A 19,834-nucleotide genomic window follows, 5' to 3' on the forward strand; every position below is an offset into this window, starting at 1 on the left:
CCCTTTGGCAAACGCCCCAAAGGAACCAAAGGTCTGGGCCCCGGCGTTCGGCCCGCTCGCTGGGGCTCGGGGTTCCTTCGTTACGGGATTCATCCGGGGGCATCGCCTCCGGTTTGCTTCGCTGCACCTCCTCTCGATGGGTTTGGCTTAGCCAAACGCTCGCTTCGCTCCCACCCCCGGATAAATCCCTCCACTCAGCCTGCCGATGGGGCCAGCACGGCAAGATCAAAAGCTGCAGCCGAGCTTGCGCTCATCCTGTTGAGTGGGGCGGCTTTGCCGCGTGGGCTGCATACAAATTAAACCTGTGGGAGCGAGCCTGCTCGCGAAGGCGGCCTGTCAATCGACCGATTTCCAGCCGTCTGGCCTCAGTCCAACCGCTCACTCGGTCTCATCCAGACCTTGGAAAACCATGGCGCCGAGCGTTGATCGCCACATAAAAAGTCAAAACCAGCAATCCTGCAACGATCCACGGAAATGCTCCCACACCGAGGTTGCCCAGCAACACGCCACCCATCAAACCACCGCCAGCAATTCCGACATTCCACAACGTCACCAGCATCGATTGCGCTGTGTCAGCAGCCTCTTTCGCGGTTTTTGCCGAAGCGGTTTGCAGTAGCGATGGCATCGCACCGAACGCCAGTCCCCAAACAGCGGTGGCGATGTAAATCACGTTCGGTGACTCGCGCCACAGGCCCAGCGCTATGGCTGAGAGCATGAACAAGCCGGCGCTGATCAACACCAGTTCGCGTAGCCAGCGGTCGATCAGGCTGCCGACGATCCACAGGCTCAGCACCGAGGCCAGGCCGAACACCAGCAGTACGCGGTCGACGTTGGCATCAAGGCCGGACGGTTGCAGGAAGGGCGCGATGTAGGTGTACAGCAAGTTATGCGCAACGACGTAGGTGAGGGTGACGAACAATACGGAGCGCACGCCGGGCAAGGTCAATACCTGACGCAGCGGCAGGCGTTTTCCCTCGCGTTCGCCGGCGAAGTCGGGGACTTGCCAGCGTACCCAGAGGACCAACGCAACGGTCAGCGCGGTCATGATGGCGAAGCTCAGGCGCCAGCCAATCAGGGTGCCGAGCAGGGTGCCGGCGGGGATTCCCAGTGATAGCGCAATGGGGGCGCCGAGCATGGCCACGGTAATGGCGCGGCCTTGCAGGTGCGGGGCGACCATGCGGCTGGCGTAACCGGCCAGCAGTGCCCACAGCAACCCGGTAAATACGCCGGCGATAAAGCGTGCAATCAGGGTAAGCCAGTACCACTGCGACAGGGCGGTGAGGCTGTTGGCGATGGCAAAACCGCCGATGGCGGTCAGCAGCAGCGGTCGGCGCCGCCAGCCGCGGGTGGCGATGGTCAGTGGGATGGCTGCCAGGATCGAGCCTATCGCGTACAGCGTGACCAATTGCCCGATCAAGGCCTGGGAGACATTCAGGCCGCTGCTCATTTGTGGCAACAGGCCGGCCGGCATGGCTTCGGTCATTACGGTGATGAATCCGGCGGTGGCCAGTGCCAGCAGCGCGCCGAGGGGTAATCGCTCGCGGCCAGCGACATGTTGTTCGAGTGCAGGGCAACCGAGTTGGGCATCGTTCATGAGTCGGCATCCATGTGCAAGTTGACGAGGAGCACAGGGTAGGGCGCTGCGCAGCGGCGAAAAACGGGTTAAGGTTCCGAACATATCGGACACGGATGTCAGCAATGGGAGAGTGGTATGGATAGCCTTGGCAGTATTTCGGTGTTTGTTCAGGTCGCCGAGACGCGCAGTTTCACTGAGGCTGGCCGGCTGCAAGGGGTGTCATCGTCGGCGGTGGGCAAAAGTATTGCCCGGCTGGAGGCGCGACTGGGTGTCCGGCTGTTTCAACGCACCACCCGCAGCGTCACGCTGACCAGTGAAGGTGCGTTGTTTCTGGAGCGCTGTCGCAAGATCCTCGCCGAAGTCGAGGCGGCGGAGTTCGAATTGTGTGATGCCGCGGCGAAACCCCATGGCAAGTTGCGCATCAGCCTGCCACAGGTGCATGGCCTGGTGATGCCGGTCATGGCCGAGTTCATGGCGGCGTACCCGCAGATCGAACTGGATCTGGATTTGACCGACCGCATGGTCGATGTGGTGGAAGAAGGTTTCGATGCGGTGATCCGTACCGGCCAGCCGCGGGATTCGCGGCTGATGGCGCGACCGTTGGGCGAGTTTCACATGGTGCTGGTCGCCAGTCCCGGGTATCTCGAGCAGCGCGGTGTGCCGCAAACGCCTGCCGAGCTGGCCGGTCACGCTTGCCTGCGCCACACCTTTCATGCCACCGGCAAGCTGGAAGCGTGGCCTTTGCGTCGCGACGAGGGGAGCCCGGAGCCAGCATTGCCGGCGCGGTTGGTCAGCACCTCGATTGAGGCGGTTAACTTCGCTGCACTTGCCGGGATGGGCATTGCCTGTCTGCCCGATTTCATGACCCGTGAGGACGTCGCGCAAGGCCGATTGCGTCGGGTGCTGGACAGTTATCTTGAACACACCGGGCAGTTCTGGGTCCTATGGCCATCGAGCCGTCATGCGACGGCCAAGTTGCGCGTGTTCATCGATCATTTGGCGTTGCGACTTTTCCCCGCAACGCAGGGTCGATAGAGTTGTAACTGCTTTAAGACACTAATCCACGCGCAGCGGGGTCACGATCTGTTGCACAATACGCCCCGGACTGTTTTCTCTCAGGATGTTCAATGTTGATTTCCACTCCCATGCGTGTTGTCGGGTTGGCGCTGTTGTTGACCGCTGTTGCCGGCTGTTCGAAAGACAAGCCGATGTATGAGCATGAGAACTTCGATGACTCCGGTACGTTTTCGCGCAATTACCCGGTGACCGATTCGGTCAGCTGCGAAGCGGCCCGTCGTGCGTTGCTCAGTCAGGGCTACATCATCACCAGCAGTGACCCGAAACTGGTCAGCGGCCACAAGAGCTTCCAGCAAACCGGCGATACCCACATGGAGATCAGCTTCAACGTGGTCTGCGCCGATGACGGCACTGCCGGGCACCATGCGACGATGTTCGCCAACGCCTTGCAGGATCGTTATGCACTGAAGAAGACCAACAACTCCGCCAGCCTTGGCGTGGGTGTGCTGGGCTCGGTGTCGATGCCGATCGGCTCCTCGGACGATTCGATGGTCAAGGTCGCCAGCGAGACGGTGACGGCACAAAAGTTCTACGAGCGTTTCTTTACGCTGGTCGAGCAGTTCTTGCCGGCGGATGCGAAGAAAGCGGCGCACATCGAAGAGAAGCCCAAGGCTGACCTCGGTGTGCCTGAGGCCAAGGCGGCTCCGGCAGCACTGGCGCCGACGCCGGCCGCTGAGCCTGCTGCGACACCAGCACCTGCCGCAGAACCGGCGCCTGCGCCTGCTGAAACCGCGCCAGTGACGTCTGAGCCGGTTGCGCCACCTGCAGAAGCCGCGCCGATCACCCCGGCACCGAGCGCCGAGCCTGCACCGGCCACCGAAACCATCACGCCACCGGCCAACCCGGACATCCCGCCGCCATCCGAGCCGATTCCGGCGATGCCAGCGTCCGGCCAATAAACAGCCTCACCTCTACCTCTGTGGGAGCGAGCCTGCTCGCGAAAGCGGTGTGTCATTCAATATCTTTATCGAATGATACGGCCTCTTCGCGAGCAGGCTCGCTCCCACAGTGGTTTCTGATGCACTTAAAATCTCGTTACATTCCCCTGACAAAAATCCCGCGATAAATTCCTGACCGCCTGCTACGTTTTATTCATGAAGGCCGGGTTTCACTTTTCCTTCACACGGGCGCGTTACGCTCGAGGCACTGGGCATTTGCTCAGGCCCATTCAAGAGAGCAGTAGGGGGATTACACGATGGACGAGTATCAAGAAGAACTGCTCGAGTACCAGGCCTTTGAACTGGATCAACCGGAGCCTGCGGAAGACGCGACCGAGCTGTAAGCGTCAGGCGGATTGACGATGGCTGCGGCGGAATTCGCCGGGCGTCTGACCGCTCCAGCGTTTGAAGGCACGTTGGAAGGCTTCGGCTGAAGCGAAACCCAGCAGGTAAGCGATTTCGCCGAACGCCAGTTCGGTGTCGCGGATGTAAGTCATCGCCAGGTCTCGGCGAGTGTCATTGAGGATCGCGCGAAACTGCGTGCCTTCCTCGGCGAGTTTGCGCCGCAATGTCCAGGTCGGCAGCTTCAAGCGGGCCGCCACTTCTTCCAGGTCGGGTTCCCGGCCACCATTGAGCAACGGCCCCAACAGCTGAGTGATGCGTTCGCGCAGGCTACGGGTGCGCGTCAGTTGTTCCAGTTCCCGCTCACACAATTGCAGCAGGTGCCGCCAGGTGCTTGGGCAATGCTCTGGATTACGTTGCGCGAGACTGCTCAGGTTCAGGCGCAGTTGATTGCGTTCGGCGCCGAACTGCAGCGGGCAATCACCCAATACGCTATAGGCGTCGCGGTAATCCGGTGCATCGAATTCGATCTCGATGCGCTCAGCGCGCAACGATTCGCGGCTGACGCTGGACAACTGATGCAGCCAGCCGGCGATGATCGAATCCACCACAAAACGGTTGTAGGCGTTGTACGGGCTGATCGAATAGAACCGCAACCAGGCACCATTGACGTCTTCATGAAAACTCGACTGGCCGCGATAGTTGGAGCCGTACAGCGGTTCGAAGCGAATCAGGCAGCGGGCGGCTTCGCGCACGGTCGGTGCCTGGGCGGCGGTGACCCCGGCCAATCCGGCCTGGCTCAAGCGACTGAGCTGGCCCATGCGCAGGCCCAATGCCGGATCGCCGGTCAACTGGATCGCAGCGTGGCCCAGGCGCATGTAGCGCGGAATCGATAAGCGCGCCCCGGCCTCGGCCAGGCGCGCGGCATCCAGCCCGTATTGTTCCAGCAGTGGTTGCGGATCGACGTCATGGCTGAGCACCGCATCGGCGAGGCTGTGCACGAAGCCCACCGACAGATCGCCCAGACGCATCGGCAGCGGCTTCATGACTTACAACCAGATGTTCAGCAAGCGTGCGCCACGGGCATCGCCGTCGGCGAATTGCTGACCGTTGCTGCTGAGAAAGCTCTGGCCGGAACCCGACAGGTCCCAGAATTGCCCACGCAGAAACACGCTCATGCCGGCAATCGCCCGGCTGCTTGGCGGTTGTGCGGTCAGGGTCAGGCGATGCCAGGCCTGGCCTTCGCTGACTTCACCGGGCTTGAGACTGACCGAGCCCGGCGTGCTCGAACCCTTGTAGCCGCGCCACGGTTGGTTCCACGCGCCGTGGCCAAAGACTTGTGCGGGCACGGCGACCAGTTGCACGCCTTGCTCGTCGAGTTTGCGGTAGTTGTCCGGGTACCAGCTGTCGCTGCCAATCAACACACCGAGGCGTCCGGCCGGGGTGTCGACTGCGTTGATGATGTGTTCGGCGTCACCTTCGATGACGTCCCGCTGATCGAAGACCGGGTGCATCTGCCGTTGCGGCTGACCGAGCGGCACGCCGTCACGGCCGAACACCACACTGCTGTTGAACAGCGCGCCGCTGCCGGGTTTGAGTTGGCCGTCGCGAATGCTGGGCTCCGGCAATACGATCGAACCGGCCACCAGCGTCACGTGAAACTCCTTGGCCAAGCCGCCGAACAGCGCCTGGTAATCCTTGGCCATGGCTTTGGATTTCATTCGCAGGTGGGCATCGTTGAGGCGATCGTTGCCGTTGGCACTGAGCCAGGCGCGGGCGAACAGCAGCGGATTGCTTGCCGCCAGCCAGTTCATCGCCTCGGGCAGCGTCGGCGCCTGATACAGCTCGTCTTTCTCGCCGCTGAGCATCAGCCAGGTGCCGACGTTCTCCGGCAGCACCACGACGGTTTTGTCGTTCAACAGGCCCTGATCCTGAGCTTGCTGCAAATAGGCCGCGAGTTTGCGGTGCAAACGCTCGGAGCTCTGATAGTCGGTGGGAAACAGCTCGGGCTGGATGCCGAGCAGGTTGCCACGGTCGGCCGGCGTGCCCTCATCGACGGCGAGTTTGATGCGCAGGTCCGACAGGTAATGCCCCGCCGGCCGGTCCGCCGCCCACATGGCGTAGGTGGTCAGGACGGCGACGAGGGCCATGGAAAAGAACAGGTACAAAAGTTTGCGCATGAAAACCAACAACAACCGGGTACTGGGTGTGGCGACTAGGGTAGGGCCCATGGCGTTGGTTGCCAAGGGGCGCTGCGCATTTGGATCAATAAGTTGTCAGTTACGGTCATTGAGTGACAACGGTGCGACTCTTAGTCTGTGCCACATGACTGACGGGGGACGCAGAGCTCCCGCACTTTTCCGTGATCGCTCGTTGTGGAGTTACCGATGACCGCCGCTCATTACCCGCACCTGTTGGCCCCGCTGGACCTGGGATTCACCACGCTGCGCAACCGCACCCTGATGGGCTCGATGCACACCGGCCTTGAAGAAAAACCGGGTGGCTTCGAACGCATGGCGGCGTACTTCGCCGAACGTGCGCGTGGCGGCGTTGGCCTGATGGTCACCGGCGGCATTGGTCCGAACGACGAGGGCGGGGTGTACTCCGGCGCGGCCAAGCTGACCACCGAAGACGAAGCGCTAAAGCACCGCATCGTCACCCGTGCGGTGCACGACGCGGGCGGCAAAATCTGCATGCAGATCCTTCACGCCGGGCGTTATGCCTACAGCCCGAAACAGGTGGCACCGAGCGCGATTCAGGCGCCGATCAACCCGTTCAAACCGAAAGAGCTGGACGAGGAAGGCATCGAAAAGCAGATCAGCGATTTCGTCACTTGCTCGGTGCTGGCGCAGACCGCCGAGTATGACGGCGTCGAGATCATGGGCTCGGAAGGTTATTTCATTAACCAGTTCCTCGCCGCGCACACCAACCACCGCACCGACCGCTGGGGTGGCAGCTACGAAAATCGCATGCGTCTGCCGGTGGAAATTGTTCGCCGTGTACGCGAAGCAGTGGGCCCGAACTTCATCATCATTTTCCGTTTGTCGATGCTTGATCTGGTCGAGGGCGGCAGCAGCTGGGACGAGATCGTCACCCTGGCCAAAGCCATTGAACAGGCTGGCGCGACCATCATCAACACCGGCATCGGCTGGCACGAAGCGCGGATTCCGACCATCGCCACCAAAGTGCCGCGTGCCGCATTCAGCAAGGTCACGGCCAAGCTGCGCGGTTCGGTGAGCATCCCGCTAATCACCACCAACCGCATCAATACCCCGGAAATCGCCGAGCAGATTCTCGCTGAAGGCGATGCCGACATGGTCTCGATGGCGCGGCCGTTCCTTGCCGATCCGGACTTCGTCAACAAGGCTGCCGAAGGCCGCGCCGACGAAATCAACACCTGCATCGGTTGCAACCAGGCGTGCCTCGACCACACCTTCGGCGGCAAACTGACCAGTTGCCTGGTCAACCCGCGTGCCTGCCACGAGACCGAACTGAATTACCTGCCGGTGCAGCAGATCAAGAAAATCGCCGTGGTTGGCGCTGGCCCTGCCGGGCTGTCGGCTGCGACCGTGGCTGCCGAACGTGGCCATCAGGTGACGTTGTTCGATTCGGCCAGCGAAATCGGCGGTCAGTTCAACATCGCCAAGCGTGTGCCGGGCAAGGAAGAGTTCTTCGAAACCCTGCGTTACTTCAAGCGCAAACTGCAAACCACCAACGTTGAGGTGTGCCTGAACACCCGTGTCGATGTGGCGAAACTGCTTGAGGGCGGCTACGACGAAATCATCCTCGCCACCGGCATTGCCCCGCGTGTGCCGGCGATTCCGGGCGTCGACAACGCCAAGGTGCTGAGCTATCTGGATGTGATTCTTGAGCGCAAACCGGTTGGCAAACGCGTGGCGGTGATTGGCGCTGGCGGTATCGGTTTTGACGTTTCGGAGTTCCTCGTTCACGAAGGCGTGGCCACCAGTCAGGATCGTGCCGCGTTCTGGAAAGAGTGGGGCATCGACACGCAACTGGAAGCCCGTGGGGGTGTAGCCGGAATCAAAGCCGCGCCACACGCGCCGGCCCGCGAAGTGTTCCTGTTGCAGCGCAAGAAAACCAAGGTCGGCGATGGCCTGGGCAAAACCACTGGCTGGATTCACCGTACCGGTCTGAAGAACAAGCAGGTGCAGATGCTCAACAGCGTTGAATACCTGGGCATCGATGACCAAGGCCTGCATATCCGCATCGGCGAAACCGGCGAGCCGCAAGTGCTGGCGGTGGACAACATTGTGATTTGCGCGGGGCAGGATCCGTTGCGTGAACTGCATGATGGTCTGGTTGAAGCGGGGCAGAACGTGCACCTGATCGGTGGCGCCGATGTTGCGGCGGAGCTGGATGCCAAGCGTGCGATCAACCAGGGCTCGCGCCTCGCCGCTGAACTTTAAGCTCCGCCTCTTAACTTGTGGGAGCGAGCTTGCTCGCGAAGGCGGGGTGTCAGTCGACATATGTATTGGCTGTCACTCCGCTTTCGCGAGCAAGCTCGCTCCCACAAGGGCTGTGTTGTTCACAGATTCGGTGAGCACCACCAAACCAATGTAGGAGTGAGCCTGCTCGCGATGGCGGCTTGTGAGCGACTAGAATGCTGGCTCTGTCCAGATCGAATCGCCGCCCATGCTTTTGCCTCCCTCCGATTGGCTACCCCAAGCCCCCCTCGAACACCTTCATCTGGACTGGCTCGCAGCCGCCGGCATTGAGGTCGCCATCCTGCGCCTCGACCAGATCGACGCGCTGATCAGCGGCAACAAATGGTTCAAACTCGTCGAACACCTGAAAGCCGCCGACCGTGCGGGAGCCGAAGGCATCATCAGCCTCGGTGGTGCTCATTCCAATCACTTGCACGCGTTGGCGGCGGCAGGCAAACGGCTGGGCTTCAAAACCGTCGGGCTGTTGCGCGGGCATGCGCAGGAAACGCCCACGGTGTGCGACCTGCAAGCGTTCGGCATGCAACTGCATTGGTTGGGTTACGGTGGCTATCGCGCGCGCAATGAGCCGGGATTCTGGGCGCCTTGGCATGAGCAGTATCCGCAACTGCATGCAGTACCCGAGGGCGGCGGCGGTTTAATGGGGGCGCTCGGTTGCGCGGCCATCAAGGAACAGGCGCAGGCGCAATTGCACACCCTGGGCTGGAGCGACTATCACGCTTGGTGGCTGGCTTGCGGGACCGGGACGACACTCGCCGGACTGGTACTCGCCGAGGCGGGTGCGCACCCGGTCTATGGTGCGCTGGCTGTCCCTGAAGATCACGGCGTGGCGCCGCAGGTCGAGTCGATTATGCAGTCAGCCGGACTGGCCACTGCCGGCTATGAACTGCTCGACGCCAGCCGTGGCGGTTTTGCCAGGGTTGATCCGGCGTTGCTTGCGTTCATCAAACAAACCGGGCAGACCAGCGGCATTCCTCTGGAGCCGCTGTACACCGGCAAGGCGTTGCTGGCGCTCAAACAGCAGGTCGAGGCGGGCAGGTTCACCACCGGCACGCGGCTGATCTTCATTCACACCGGTGGTTTGCAGGGCCGGCGCGGTTTTATCGCCAGCCCCTGACGGTCAACCGCGCTTGGGCATCATCCGCAACAGCGTGTTATCGCCCACCACATAGTGGTGATAGATCCCCGCCAGCGCATGCAGGCCGATCAGCCAGTAACCGATCGTGCCGATCAGCACGTGCCAGTGCTCGACCTGCTTGGCGAAATCCTTGTTTTCCGCGACCAATAGCGGCAGGTCGAAACCATAGAACATCACCTGATGCCCCTCGGCGCTGGTAATCAGCCAGCCCAGAATCGGCATGCTGATCATGAACAGGTACAACGCCCAGTGCATCAGCCGCGCCAGCGCGGTTTGCCATTGCGGCGAGGCGGGGAAGATCTTCGGTGCCGGGCCGAGGCTGCGCGCCAGCAGGCGAAACCACACCAGCACAAACACCGTCAGGCCGAGCATGTAATGCACTTCGCGGATCAGCGTGCGGCCGCCGCTGCCTTTGGGGAACAGGCCGCGTAATTCCATGCTGGCGTACACCAGCACCAACAACACCAGCATCAGCCAGTGCAGCAGGACCGACACGGTGCTGTAACGTGATTCGGAACTTGTCCACGGCATACGGTGTTTCCTCACAGGTCAGGGTCAAAACCTGCCGTTCTTGTGCGACGGCATGCTTTAACTGTAATCCGCTTTGGCGGATTTGCCTGAGGCTGATCGGACTTTCAATGCTCTGCATCAGGGCTTTGCCAATAAAAAAACGCCAGTGTCACGAAGACACTGGCGTTTTTGTTGGCAACGAGCAGCAGAATCAGCTCGACTGCGGCATCTCACCGTTGGCCAGACGCTTGTTGATGTCGGCAATCACTTCCGGCAAATCGCTGATGGTGTCGATCATGTAGTGCGGGCGCGAGCTCTCGAACAGCGCGTGAATACGCTTGCGTTCGCTGGCCAGTTCATCACTGCCCAAGGCGCGGAAACCGGCGTAATCCAGCCCCAGCGCATTGCCCGAGCAGATCAGCGCGACCGTCCACATACCGGCGCGACGGCCTTCGAGAATGCCCGGCACGGTGTCGTCGATCTTCACGCAGGCGCCGACGTCGTCGATGCCCAGCGCAATCACATTGGCCAAGGCTTGAGCCGGCCACGGACGGCCATTCGGCACTTCATCGGTGGCGACCACGTGATCGGCGACGTAGCCGTTGGTGGCGGCCAGTGCGACGACTTTGTCCATCACCTGCTTCGGATAGCCCGAGCAGGAACCGATCTTGATCCCTTGCTGACGCAGGTTGGCGATGGTTTCCAGTGCGCCGGGAATCAGCGCCGAGTGCTCGGCGATCTTCTCGATCTGCAATGGCATGAAGCGGTTGTAGATCGCGGTCACGTCGTCATCGGTCGGCGTGCGGCCGAACGCCTTGCGATAACGCTCGGCCACCTGCGGCTGATCGCAGAGGGTGCGGATGTGATCCCACTTGCCCATGCCCATCGGGCCGCGCGCTTCTTCGATGGAAACCTGCACGTCGAACTCGGCGAAGGCTTCGACGAAGATCTGCGTCGGCGCGAACGAGCCGAAATCGACCACGGTGCCGGCCCAGTCGAGGATGGCGGCTTGCAGCTTGCTTGGATTTGCGTAGTTCATGTTGATCAAAATCCTATGTTGGCAATGCAATTCAAATGTGGGAGCGAGCCTGCTCGCGAAGGCGTCGTGTCAGTCGACATCGATGTTGAATGTTCGACCGCTTTCGCGAGCAGGCTCGCTCCCACAGGGGATTGGTGGCGGGGCTTAGATATCGAGGACTTCCATCTCGCGCAGCACTTCGCCGATCGCCGCGACGGCCTGGCGCATTTCGCCCGGGCTGACGTGACCGATGCAGCCCACGCGGAAGGTCTCGACCTGGGTCAATTTGCCGGGATAAAGGATGTAACCCTTGGCCTTCACGCGTTCGTAGAAATCCTTGAACTGGTAACGCGGATCTTGCGGCGCATGGAACGTGGCGATGATCGGTGCCTGAATCGCCGCCGGCAGAAAGCTGCGCAAACCGAGTTTGCCCATCTCTTCCATCAGCGCCTGACAGTTGGCGGCGTAACGCGCATGCCGTGCCGGCAGGCCACCTTCTTCGTTGTATTGCAGCAGCGCTTCGTGCAGCGCCGCGACCACGTGGGTCGGCGGGGTGAAGCGCCATTGCCCGGTTTTTTTCATGTAGCTGTGCTGATCAAACAAATCCATCGCCAACGAATGCGAGTTGCCGGCAGCTGCGGCCAGCGAGTCTTTGCGAGCGAAGACAAAGCCCATCCCCGGTACACCTTCCAGGCACTTGCCGGACGCGGCGATCAGTGCGTCGAACGGCACTTGTTGTGCGTCCACCGGCAGAGCGCCGAAGGAACTCATGGCATCGATAATCAGGCGTTTGCCGTGTTGCTCAACCACCTGAGCAATCTCCGGCAACGGATTAAGAATGCCGGTGCTGGTTTCGCAATGGATCAGCGCAACGTGGCTGATGGTGCCGTCGGCGCGCAGCAGACGGTCGACGTCGGCGGCGGTGGTCGGTTCATCTTCAGCCGTTTCGAAAGTGCTGAAGGAACGGCCGAGCACTTCGCAGATTTTCGCCAGGCGCTTGCCATACGCGCCGTTGATCAGCACCAGCACTTTGCCGTCACGCGGCACCAAAGTGCCGATGGCCGCTTCGACGGCGAAGGTGCCGCTGCCCTGCAACGGCACGCAGTGGTGAGTGGTGGCACCGTTGAGGATCGCCAGCAATTGTTCGCAGAGGCTGGCGGTCAGTTGATTGAAGCGGTCATCCCATGACCCCCAGTCGACCATCATCGCCTGGCGGGTGCGGGCCGAAGTGGTCAACGGGCCGGGAGTGAGCAGGATGGGTTCGGCGATACTCATTCGTGTGTCCTCGGATAGCGCTGTGGGATGAAGCTACGGGGCATACGTTGCAATTCGCCGTTGCATCAATCAAATTGTTTGTTGTTATGCCAGCCATCAGTGAGGGTTATTCATGAACCTGTTCCAGTTGCGCGCGTTCGACGCCGTGGCCCGCGAAGGCAGCTTCACCCGTGCTGCTGCGCGGTTGTTCATCAGCCAGCCGGCGGTCACCGGGCACATCAAGGCGCTGGAGGAGCATTACCAGATCACCTTGTTGCGGCGCACCGCGCGACGAGTGGAATTGACCGAGGAGGGCACCAAACTCGCAGCGATCACCCGGGCGATGTTCGGGCTGGCGGAAGAGGCGCAGACCCTGCTCGAAGCCAACCGCCAGTTGCTGACCGGGCGGCTCGAAGTGGCGGCAGACGGGCCGCACATGGTCATGCCAATGCTGGCCAGCCTGCGCGCGCGCTACCCGGGGATCACCGTGAATCTGCGGCTGGGCAATGCCCAGGAAACCCTCGCGGCGTTGTTATCGGAACACGCGGATGTGGCGGTGTTGACCGAAGTCGAGCCGCGCAAGGGCCTGCATCTGCAAGCCTTGAGCGAGTCGCGGATTTGCGCGTTGGTGCCGGCGGGGCATCCGTGGGCACTGCGTGGCGGTGAAGTGAAACTCAAGGAATTGAATCAAGTGATCATGGTCCTGCGCGAGCCGAGTTCGATCACTCGGCGCACCTTTGATCAGGCCTGCGTGCAGGCATCGATCCAGCCGCGGGTGTTGCTGGAACTCGATAGCCGTGAAGCGGTGACCGAGGCCGTTGCGGCCGAGTTGGGGGTTGGCGTGGTGTCCTCGGTCGAGGTCAGCCATGACCCGCGCGTGGCGGCGATTCCGATTGTCGGCGAGGGATTGCTCAATCGGCACATGATCGGCTGCATGGAGCGGCGGCGGGAGTTGCGCTTGATCCAAGCGTTCTTCGGTCTTGCGCCAGCCTGATACACCGAGTCGCCCCCTTCGCGAGCAGGCTCGCTCCCACAGGGATATGCATTCCAAATGTGGGAGCGAGCTTGCTCGCGAAGGGGCCATCACGGTTCACACAAGGCTGTCGCGAACCATATCGAGGAAGGTCGCCACCACCCGCCGATTGCTTTGTTCACGCAAACACACCAGCGTCTCCGTCAACCGTCGCGTGCAATCGATGATCGGCAGCGCGCACACCCGTGAATCCGCGCCAAATTCCGCCGCCGACACCACGCCGACGCCAATCCCCACCACCACCGCCTCACGCGCCGCTTCCCGGCCCTCGACCTGAATCGCCGGACGAATGCGAAACCCGGCGCGGGCCATTTCCTCTTCCAGTGTCTGCCGCGTCACCGATCCGTGTTCACGCAGCACCAACGGGGTGTCATCGAGATCCGCCAGGCAGATCGATTCACGCTCGGCCCACGGATGATTGCGCGACACGAACGCCACCATCGGATCATTGCGCAGCGGCACACACAGCAAACGCTCATCACTGACGTCACGCCCGAGCAACGCCAGATCGGCCTGATAGTTGAACAGGCGAAACAGCGATTCATCGGTGTTGCCGGTCTCGATCTTCACGCTGATGCCCGGATACCGCTCACAGAACCGCGCGATCTGCGGCAGCACATGCACCGGCGCATCCACTGCCAGAATCAGGCTACCGGTTTGCAACGCCTGAGATTCCTGCAACAACTCTTGCGCTTCGGCTTCAATCACAAACAGCCGCTGGGTAATCGCCAATAGACGTTCACCCAGATCGGTCAGGCGCACGGAGCGTTTATTGCGGTGAAACAGCAACACGCCAAAGCGTTCCTCCAATTTGCGCACCTGGTCGGAAATCGCCGGTTGCGTCAGAAACAGGCGCTCGGCGGCTTTGGTGAAGCTTCCATGCACGGCCACGGCGTGGAAGGCTTTGAGTTGGGCGTGGGACACCGACATGAAGTCACCTGATCGCGAAGTCAGTAACAAGCTGAGCTTATGTGTGAAATACGATAAATCGATTTTATTTATTAAACAGTAATTGCTTTGATCCGCTCACGCCATCGCTGACTGTCCGCTCGGGCAGCACGGTGGCCATGAGCCTGTGCGTGCAACAACAGGACTCATCTGACCGCTAGCGCCACAGGGACGGGGTGCTAGCGCAGTGCTCAACAATAAAAACACAGGCGTTTTTCTTAACGATTCTGCCGGCACACTCACACCCTGAGGTCAGAACCACCATGAACAAGCACATCGGCACCATTGCGCGTTGGCGCGTGCAGATCTTCGCTGTCACCTGGCTCGCGTACGCCGCTTTCTACTTCACTCGCAAAGCTTTTTCGGTGGCCAAACTGGGCATCGCCGAAGACCCGACCTTCATGCTCGACAAGATGGCCATGGCCAACCTCGATGCGATTTATCTGGCGGCCTACGCCATCGGCCAATTCACCTGGGGCATGCTCGCCGACCGCTTTGGTCCACGGGTCGTGGTGCTCGGTGGTTTGCTGATTTCCGCCGCCGCCGCGCTGGTGATGGGCAGTTTTGCCACGCTGCCGATCTTCGCCACCTGCATGCTGATACAAGGTCTGGCGCAGTCCACCGGGTGGTCCGGGTTATGTAAAAACCTCGGCAGTTTCTTCCCGGCGCAGCAGCGCGGGCGGGTGCTCGGCTTATGGAGTTCCTGCTATGCGTTTGGTGGTTTGGTCGCTTCGCCGTTCGCTGGCTGGTGGGCGTACACGCTGATCGGCAGTTGGCACGCGGCGTTTATTTCCAGTGCGGCGGTGGTCGCCGTGGTAGCGGTGGTGTTCTTTATCTTCCAGCGCAACAAACCGGAAGACGTTGGCCTGCCGGCGGTGGAGCCGGAGCCGGAACTCAGCGCCGAGGAAACCGAAGCCAACAGCAAACTCAGCGTTTGGGAACCATTAAAGGAAATTCTGCGCAACCGCACGGTGCTGGTACTGGGCCTCGCGTATTTCCTGTTGAAACCGGCGCGTTACGCGATTCTGTTGTGGGGTCCGGTGATTGTCTTTGAGCAGATGCCCAGCGTCGGTAAGGTCGGAGCGGCGATCATTCCGACGTCGTTCGAACTGGCCGGCTTGCTCGGGCCGATCATGATCGGCATAGCCTCGGACAAGCTGTTCGGCGCCCGACGCATGCCGGCCTGCGTGATCAGTTTGCTGGCGCTGACCGTGACCCTCGCGCTGTTCATGGGCGCGCTGCACACCGGCAGCGTCTTGTTGGTGGTCGCCTTGTTGTTCGTCATGGGCCTGACCCTGTACGGCCCGGATTCGATGATCAGCGGCGCCGCCGCCATCGATTTCGGCAAAGCCAAGGCCGGTGCCACCGCTGCCGGATTCGTCAACGGTTGCGGCTCGGTCGGCGCGGTGCTCGGCGGCTTGCTGCCGGGTTACTTCGACTCGGTGACGGTGTTCATCGTGTTTGCCGGCTGCGCGCTGTTCTCGGCGCTGGTGCTGATTCCGCACTGGAACAGCCGCCCGGTCGGCGTGATGGAGCCGCGTGCCGCTATTCCCAATTGCCGTTTGACGATCAAACCGCTGCGTTCCTGAAACCCTGTGCCTCGCGGCCTGCTGCGGCGCTCGCGGCAGGCTGTGGCGTGGCTAACTGACTGGAGAAACCCCATGAGACCGTTTTGGCTGGAGCAGGCCTTGCTGGCCGACACGTCTGAAACCTGCCCGCCGTTGCAGGGCGAAGTGCGCACTGACGTGTGCATCGTTGGCGGCGGATACACCGGGTTGTGGACGGCGATCATGCTCAAGCAACAAAACCCCGAACTCGATGTGTTGCTGATCGAGGCGGACATCTGCGGCGCGGGTGCCAGCGGGCGCAACGGTGGTTGTGCGCTGTCGTGGTCAGCGAAGTATTTCACCCTTGAGCGTCTGTTCGGCGTCGAGGAAGCGGTACGTCTGGTCAAGGAATCCGAGCGCAGCATCCATGCCATCGGCGAGTTCTGCGAGCAGTTTGGCATCGATGCCGATTACCGCCTCGACGGCACGCTGTACACCGCGACCAACCGCGCGCAAGTCGGATCGACCGACGCGGTGATCGCAGCACTGGAACGCAACGGCATCAATTCATTCACGCAACGCCCGCTGGCCGATGTGCAGCGCATGGCCGGTTCCGCCAAGCATCTGGAAGGCTGGTTCTCGCCAGCGGCGGCCAGTGTGCAACCGGGCAAACTGGTGCGCGGATTGCGCCGGGTGGCGTTGCAGCTCGGCGTGAAAATTCATGAAAACACCGCGATGACCGGACTGGAGGAGGGCCGTCCGGCACGCCTCCAGACTGCGAACGGTAACGTCGTCGCCGACCGTGTGGTGCTGGCGATGAACGCGTGGATGGCCCGCGCATTCCCGCAGTTCGAGCGCAGCGTGGCGATCGTTTCCAGCGACATGCTGATCACCGAACCGCGTCCGGAACTGTTGCAGGAAATCGGTTTGACCAGTGGTGTCACGGTGCTCGATTCGCGGATTTTCGTGCACTACTACCACAACACGCCGGACGGCCGGATCATGCTCGGCAAGGGTGGCAACACCTTTGCTTATGGCGGGCGAATGCTGCCGGTGTTCGATCAGCCATCGCCGTATGCCGGGTTACTGCAGCGCAGCCTTGCGGATTTTTTCCCGGCGTTCGCCGACGTCAAAGTCGACGCGACCTGGAACGGCCCGTCGGATCGCTCGGTCACCGGCCTGCCGTTCTTCGGCCAGATGAGCAACAGCGGCAATGTGTTTTACGGCTTCGGTTACTCCGGCAGCGGCGTCGGCCCGTGCCACATGGGCGGGCAGATTCTTGCCGCGCTGGTGCAAGGCCTCGATAACCCGTGGACCCGCTCACCGTTGGTCAACGGGCCGTTGGGTTACTTTCCGCCAGAGCCGATCCGCTACCTCGGTTCCTTGATGGTGCGCAACGCCATCCGCCGCAAGGAGCGCGCCGAAGATCACGGCCGCCGGCCACGGCATCTGGACGTGCGCCTGGCGAAATTCGCCGCGGCGGCGGGCAAGGCCGACAAAGGCTGATCCCGCGCGAAGCCCTGAGGCCCCGAAGCCCCGAAACCAAAACTCATGGCGCGTTGAGCAACCAGTCGAGCAGCAAGCTGTCGTCGTGCGTGCACGGCGGTTCACGAGCGGCGGGTTTGCTTGAATAGCCGAGGCAGAGGATAGGCCGGTCAGGATCGCTGTCGAGAAAACTGACCCACACTTCACTGCCGGCACAGGGCAAATCGTCGGCACTGAGGCGGCCGTCGATTCGGCTCATGGCGATCGGCAGCCACAGCGTGGCGCTGTCGTCGGGTGGCTCAGCCACGGCGGGCCATAGCGTGACGGCGACGCGACCTTGCTCATCGAGTCGCGGCACTTGCCCCGGTGCGCCCTGTACGCGCGCCACATGGTAGCCGGCGATGCTCGGACGCGGTTGCCGGAGCGGCGGGCGATAGTCGGTCGACCACGGTTGCGCGGTGAAGTCGTTGGCGTAACGGTGCACCGTCGGGGTCGGGTCAAGTATCGACGGATGTTGACCGTTATGCCGCAATTCGGTGATCAGCCATTGCTCGTTGAAATGACTGAGCGGATGCTCCAGCACCTGCAGCAAATGGCCGCTGAGCAAACCCATGCAGTCGCTGCGACCATGGATCGAGCGGTGCTGACAGCGTTGGCGCTCCAGATGACGGCGACTGCGCTGCTCGGCATGACGTTGGGCCAGTGAAGGCGTTGATGACGGCGGATGGGCAGCGGTCTGATTGGCGGCCGCCTCCATCGCCACGGGCTGGCTGCGGTTGCGGACCGCCGGCAGGCCGACGATCGGGGCGCTGTGGTGATGTTGATACAGCGTGCTGACACACGGCGACGTGGTCTGCCCATCGGCCTCGAACGGCACCAGCACCGGTGTTTGCGGCAGGCTCAGGCTGTCGTCGGCAAAGACCACGACATGGCCGTCCGGGCGGTGTTCGAAATGGTAGTGAATGCCTTCTTCTTCGCACAGACGATGCAGCAGGGCCAGATCGCTTTCCTCGTACTGAATGCAAAATGGCCGCAGCGGGTAATGCCCCACTGTCATCTCGATCCGGTAGGCGTCGCTCGGCAGCGCATGGTCTTCGAGCAATTGCTGGAGAATCTGCGGCACGCTCATTTGCACAAAGACTCGACGTTTGTCGGGCTCTGCCAGTCTGTGCAGGTGCGGCACCACGATCAGTCGATAACCGATCCGGTGCGTGCCGCGATGTTCGCAGCTGGCGCTGTGGATCAGGCCGTGCACCCCGTGATGATCGTTCAGGCGCAGAAACACCTGTTGATGCAAAAACGTTCTGGGTGGCATCGCCGGGGCCAGACCGATCAATTCGATATCGAAACGGTAAGGCTGGTTGAGTGCTTCCTCGCCACTGAAGCGCAATACCGGTAGGCATAATCCGCTGTCGGTGAGGGTCAGGGTAAAAGGACTTTCCTTGTCATTGAGCATTCGCACAGGCTCTGTCGGGAATACGGGGTTCAGAGGGTACGAAACCGCAGCGCCGAATGGTCATGTCAAAGGGGTTTTTCAGAATTGCCCTACAAGCTCTGGTGAAGATGTCGATTCCACATTGGATTTTTTTGGTCGATTGCCGACTTTAGGCCGTATAAACTTGGCGGCACGCGTCGGCCAATAGATGTCTCGGCGCCACAGATCAAGAGAGTGAGTAATGGGCGCACAGTGGAAGGTTAAACACAAAGAAGCGGCAGCCAACGCCAAGGGCAAAATCTTCGGCAAACTGGTGAAAGAAATCACCATCGCTGCCCGCAACGGTGCCGATACCACCACCAACGCACACCTGCGTCTGGTGGTTGAACAGGCCAAGAAAGCCTCGATGCCAAAGGAAACCCTGGACCGCGCGATCAAGAAAGGCGCCGGCCTGCTGGGTGAGACCGTGCAGTACCATCGCGTGACCTACGAAGGTTTCGCCCCGCACCAGGTGCCATTGATCGTCGAGTGCGTGACCGACAACATCAACCGCACCGTAGCGGAAATCCGCGTGGCATTCCGCAAGGGCCAACTCGGCGCTTCCGGTTCGGTTGCCTGGGACTTCAACCACGTCGGCATGATCGAAGCCTCGCCGGACACCCCGGACGCCGATCCGGAAATGGCCGCGATCGAAGCCGGTGCGCAGGATTTCGAAGCCGGTGAAGACGGCGCGACCCTGTTCCTGACCGATCCGAGTGACCTCGACGCGGTACAGAAAGCCCTGCCGGAACAAGGCTTCACCGTGCTGTCGGCCAAGCTTGGCTACCAACCGAAAAACCCGGTCAGCGGTTTGAGCGATGAGCAGATGGCTGAGGTTGAAGCGTTCCTCGAAGGTCTCGACAACCACGATGACGTGCAGGACATGTTTGTTGGCCTGGCGGGCTGATCGACGGCGTCTGTGATGGCCTCATCGCCAGCAGGCTGGCTCCCGCAGGTTCGGCGGTGTTCGCATATTTTGTGAACGACTCGGACACTGTGGGAGCCAGCCTGCTGGCGATTGACCGCGCAGC

General features: G+C 61.5%; 16 protein-coding genes. 8 read left to right on the forward strand and 8 right to left on the reverse strand.

All coding sequences use genetic code 11. The features are described 5' to 3' along the window. Window positions 1–388 precede the first annotated feature (388 nt). Complete coding sequence (locus A8O26_RS09175) at window positions 389–1,594, reverse strand: MFS transporter (protein WP_064117718.1); 1,206 nt, start codon at window positions 1,592–1,594, stop codon at window positions 389–391. A 117-nt stretch (window positions 1,595–1,711) separates the two neighbouring features. On the opposite strand from A8O26_RS09175, the gene A8O26_RS09180 reads away from it, so the two are divergent. Further along, entirely contained in the window at window positions 1,712–2,611 is a 900-nt protein-coding gene (locus A8O26_RS09180; RefSeq protein WP_064117719.1) for a LysR family transcriptional regulator, read from the forward strand. A gap of 92 nt (window positions 2,612–2,703) precedes the next feature. Then, window positions 2,704–3,552, forward strand: coding sequence for a DUF2242 domain-containing protein (locus tag A8O26_RS09185; RefSeq protein WP_064117720.1), 849 nt, complete (start codon window positions 2,704–2,706; stop codon window positions 3,550–3,552). A 386-nt stretch (window positions 3,553–3,938) separates the two neighbouring features. Here A8O26_RS09185 and A8O26_RS09190 read toward each other — a convergent pair whose 3' ends face one another. Both A8O26_RS09190 and A8O26_RS09195 read right to left on the reverse strand, forming a co-directional pair. Next, entirely contained in the window at window positions 3,939–4,979 is a 1,041-nt protein-coding gene (locus A8O26_RS09190) for an AraC family transcriptional regulator (RefSeq protein WP_064117721.1), read from the reverse strand. A 3-nt stretch (window positions 4,980–4,982) separates the two neighbouring features. After that, window positions 4,983–6,113: a carbon-nitrogen hydrolase family protein gene (locus A8O26_RS09195; RefSeq protein WP_064117722.1), complete on the reverse strand. Its 1,131-nt coding sequence runs from the start codon at window positions 6,111–6,113 to the stop codon at window positions 4,983–4,985. 207 nt (window positions 6,114–6,320) lie between these two features. Between A8O26_RS09195 and A8O26_RS09200 the strand changes: the two genes are divergently transcribed. After that, entirely contained in the window at window positions 6,321–8,360 is a 2,040-nt protein-coding gene (locus A8O26_RS09200) for an NADPH-dependent 2,4-dienoyl-CoA reductase (protein ID WP_064117723.1), read from the forward strand. Between the two features lie 226 nt (window positions 8,361–8,586). Next, window positions 8,587–9,513, forward strand: a complete 927-nt coding sequence (locus A8O26_RS09205; protein ID WP_064117724.1) for a 1-aminocyclopropane-1-carboxylate deaminase/D-cysteine desulfhydrase — start codon at window positions 8,587–8,589, stop codon at window positions 9,511–9,513. A gap of 3 nt (window positions 9,514–9,516) precedes the next feature. Here A8O26_RS09205 and A8O26_RS09210 read toward each other — a convergent pair whose 3' ends face one another. From A8O26_RS09210 to A8O26_RS09220, 3 genes are all read right to left on the reverse strand, one after another. Next, on the reverse strand, window positions 9,517–10,065 hold the full coding sequence (locus A8O26_RS09210) for a cytochrome b (protein WP_064117725.1): 549 nt from the start codon (window positions 10,063–10,065) through the stop codon (window positions 9,517–9,519). 190 nt (window positions 10,066–10,255) lie between these two features. Beyond that, complete coding sequence (phnX, locus tag A8O26_RS09215) at window positions 10,256–11,083, reverse strand: phosphonoacetaldehyde hydrolase (RefSeq protein ID WP_064117726.1); 828 nt, start codon at window positions 11,081–11,083, stop codon at window positions 10,256–10,258. A gap of 144 nt (window positions 11,084–11,227) precedes the next feature. Then, window positions 11,228–12,337: a 2-aminoethylphosphonate--pyruvate transaminase gene (locus tag A8O26_RS09220; RefSeq protein WP_064117727.1), complete on the reverse strand. Its 1,110-nt coding sequence runs from the start codon at window positions 12,335–12,337 to the stop codon at window positions 11,228–11,230. Window positions 12,338–12,449: 112 nt separating this feature from the next. Here A8O26_RS09220 and A8O26_RS09225 point away from each other — a divergent pair, with 112 nt between their 5' ends. Next, window positions 12,450–13,310, forward strand: coding sequence for a LysR substrate-binding domain-containing protein (locus A8O26_RS09225; RefSeq protein WP_064117728.1), 861 nt, complete (start codon window positions 12,450–12,452; stop codon window positions 13,308–13,310). 96 nt (window positions 13,311–13,406) lie between these two features. On the opposite strand, the gene A8O26_RS09230 is transcribed toward A8O26_RS09225, so the two are convergent. Beyond that, on the reverse strand, window positions 13,407–14,279 hold the full coding sequence (locus A8O26_RS09230) for a LysR family transcriptional regulator (RefSeq protein WP_007917288.1): 873 nt from the start codon (window positions 14,277–14,279) through the stop codon (window positions 13,407–13,409). Window positions 14,280–14,560: 281 nt separating this feature from the next. On the opposite strand from A8O26_RS09230, the gene A8O26_RS09235 reads away from it, so the two are divergent. After that, a complete protein-coding gene (locus tag A8O26_RS09235; RefSeq protein WP_064117729.1) occupies window positions 14,561–15,886 on the forward strand; it encodes an MFS transporter in 1,326 nt (441 codons plus the stop codon). Window positions 15,887–15,958: 72 nt separating this feature from the next. Continuing rightward, window positions 15,959–17,350: an FAD-dependent oxidoreductase gene (locus A8O26_RS09240; RefSeq protein ID WP_064117730.1), complete on the forward strand. Its 1,392-nt coding sequence runs from the start codon at window positions 15,959–15,961 to the stop codon at window positions 17,348–17,350. A gap of 43 nt (window positions 17,351–17,393) precedes the next feature. On the opposite strand, the gene A8O26_RS09245 is transcribed toward A8O26_RS09240, so the two are convergent. After that, window positions 17,394–18,785, reverse strand: coding sequence for a type VI secretion system Vgr family protein (locus tag A8O26_RS09245; protein ID WP_064117731.1), 1,392 nt, complete (start codon window positions 18,783–18,785; stop codon window positions 17,394–17,396). A gap of 220 nt (window positions 18,786–19,005) precedes the next feature. On the opposite strand from A8O26_RS09245, the gene A8O26_RS09250 reads away from it, so the two are divergent. Continuing rightward, window positions 19,006–19,710, forward strand: a complete 705-nt coding sequence (locus A8O26_RS09250) for a YebC/PmpR family DNA-binding transcriptional regulator (RefSeq protein ID WP_064117732.1) — start codon at window positions 19,006–19,008, stop codon at window positions 19,708–19,710. Window positions 19,711–19,834 lie beyond the last annotated feature (124 nt).

It is taken from the genome of Pseudomonas fluorescens, assembly GCF_001648775.1.
Taxonomy (GTDB): domain Bacteria; phylum Pseudomonadota; class Gammaproteobacteria; order Pseudomonadales; family Pseudomonadaceae; genus Aquipseudomonas; species Aquipseudomonas fluorescens_M.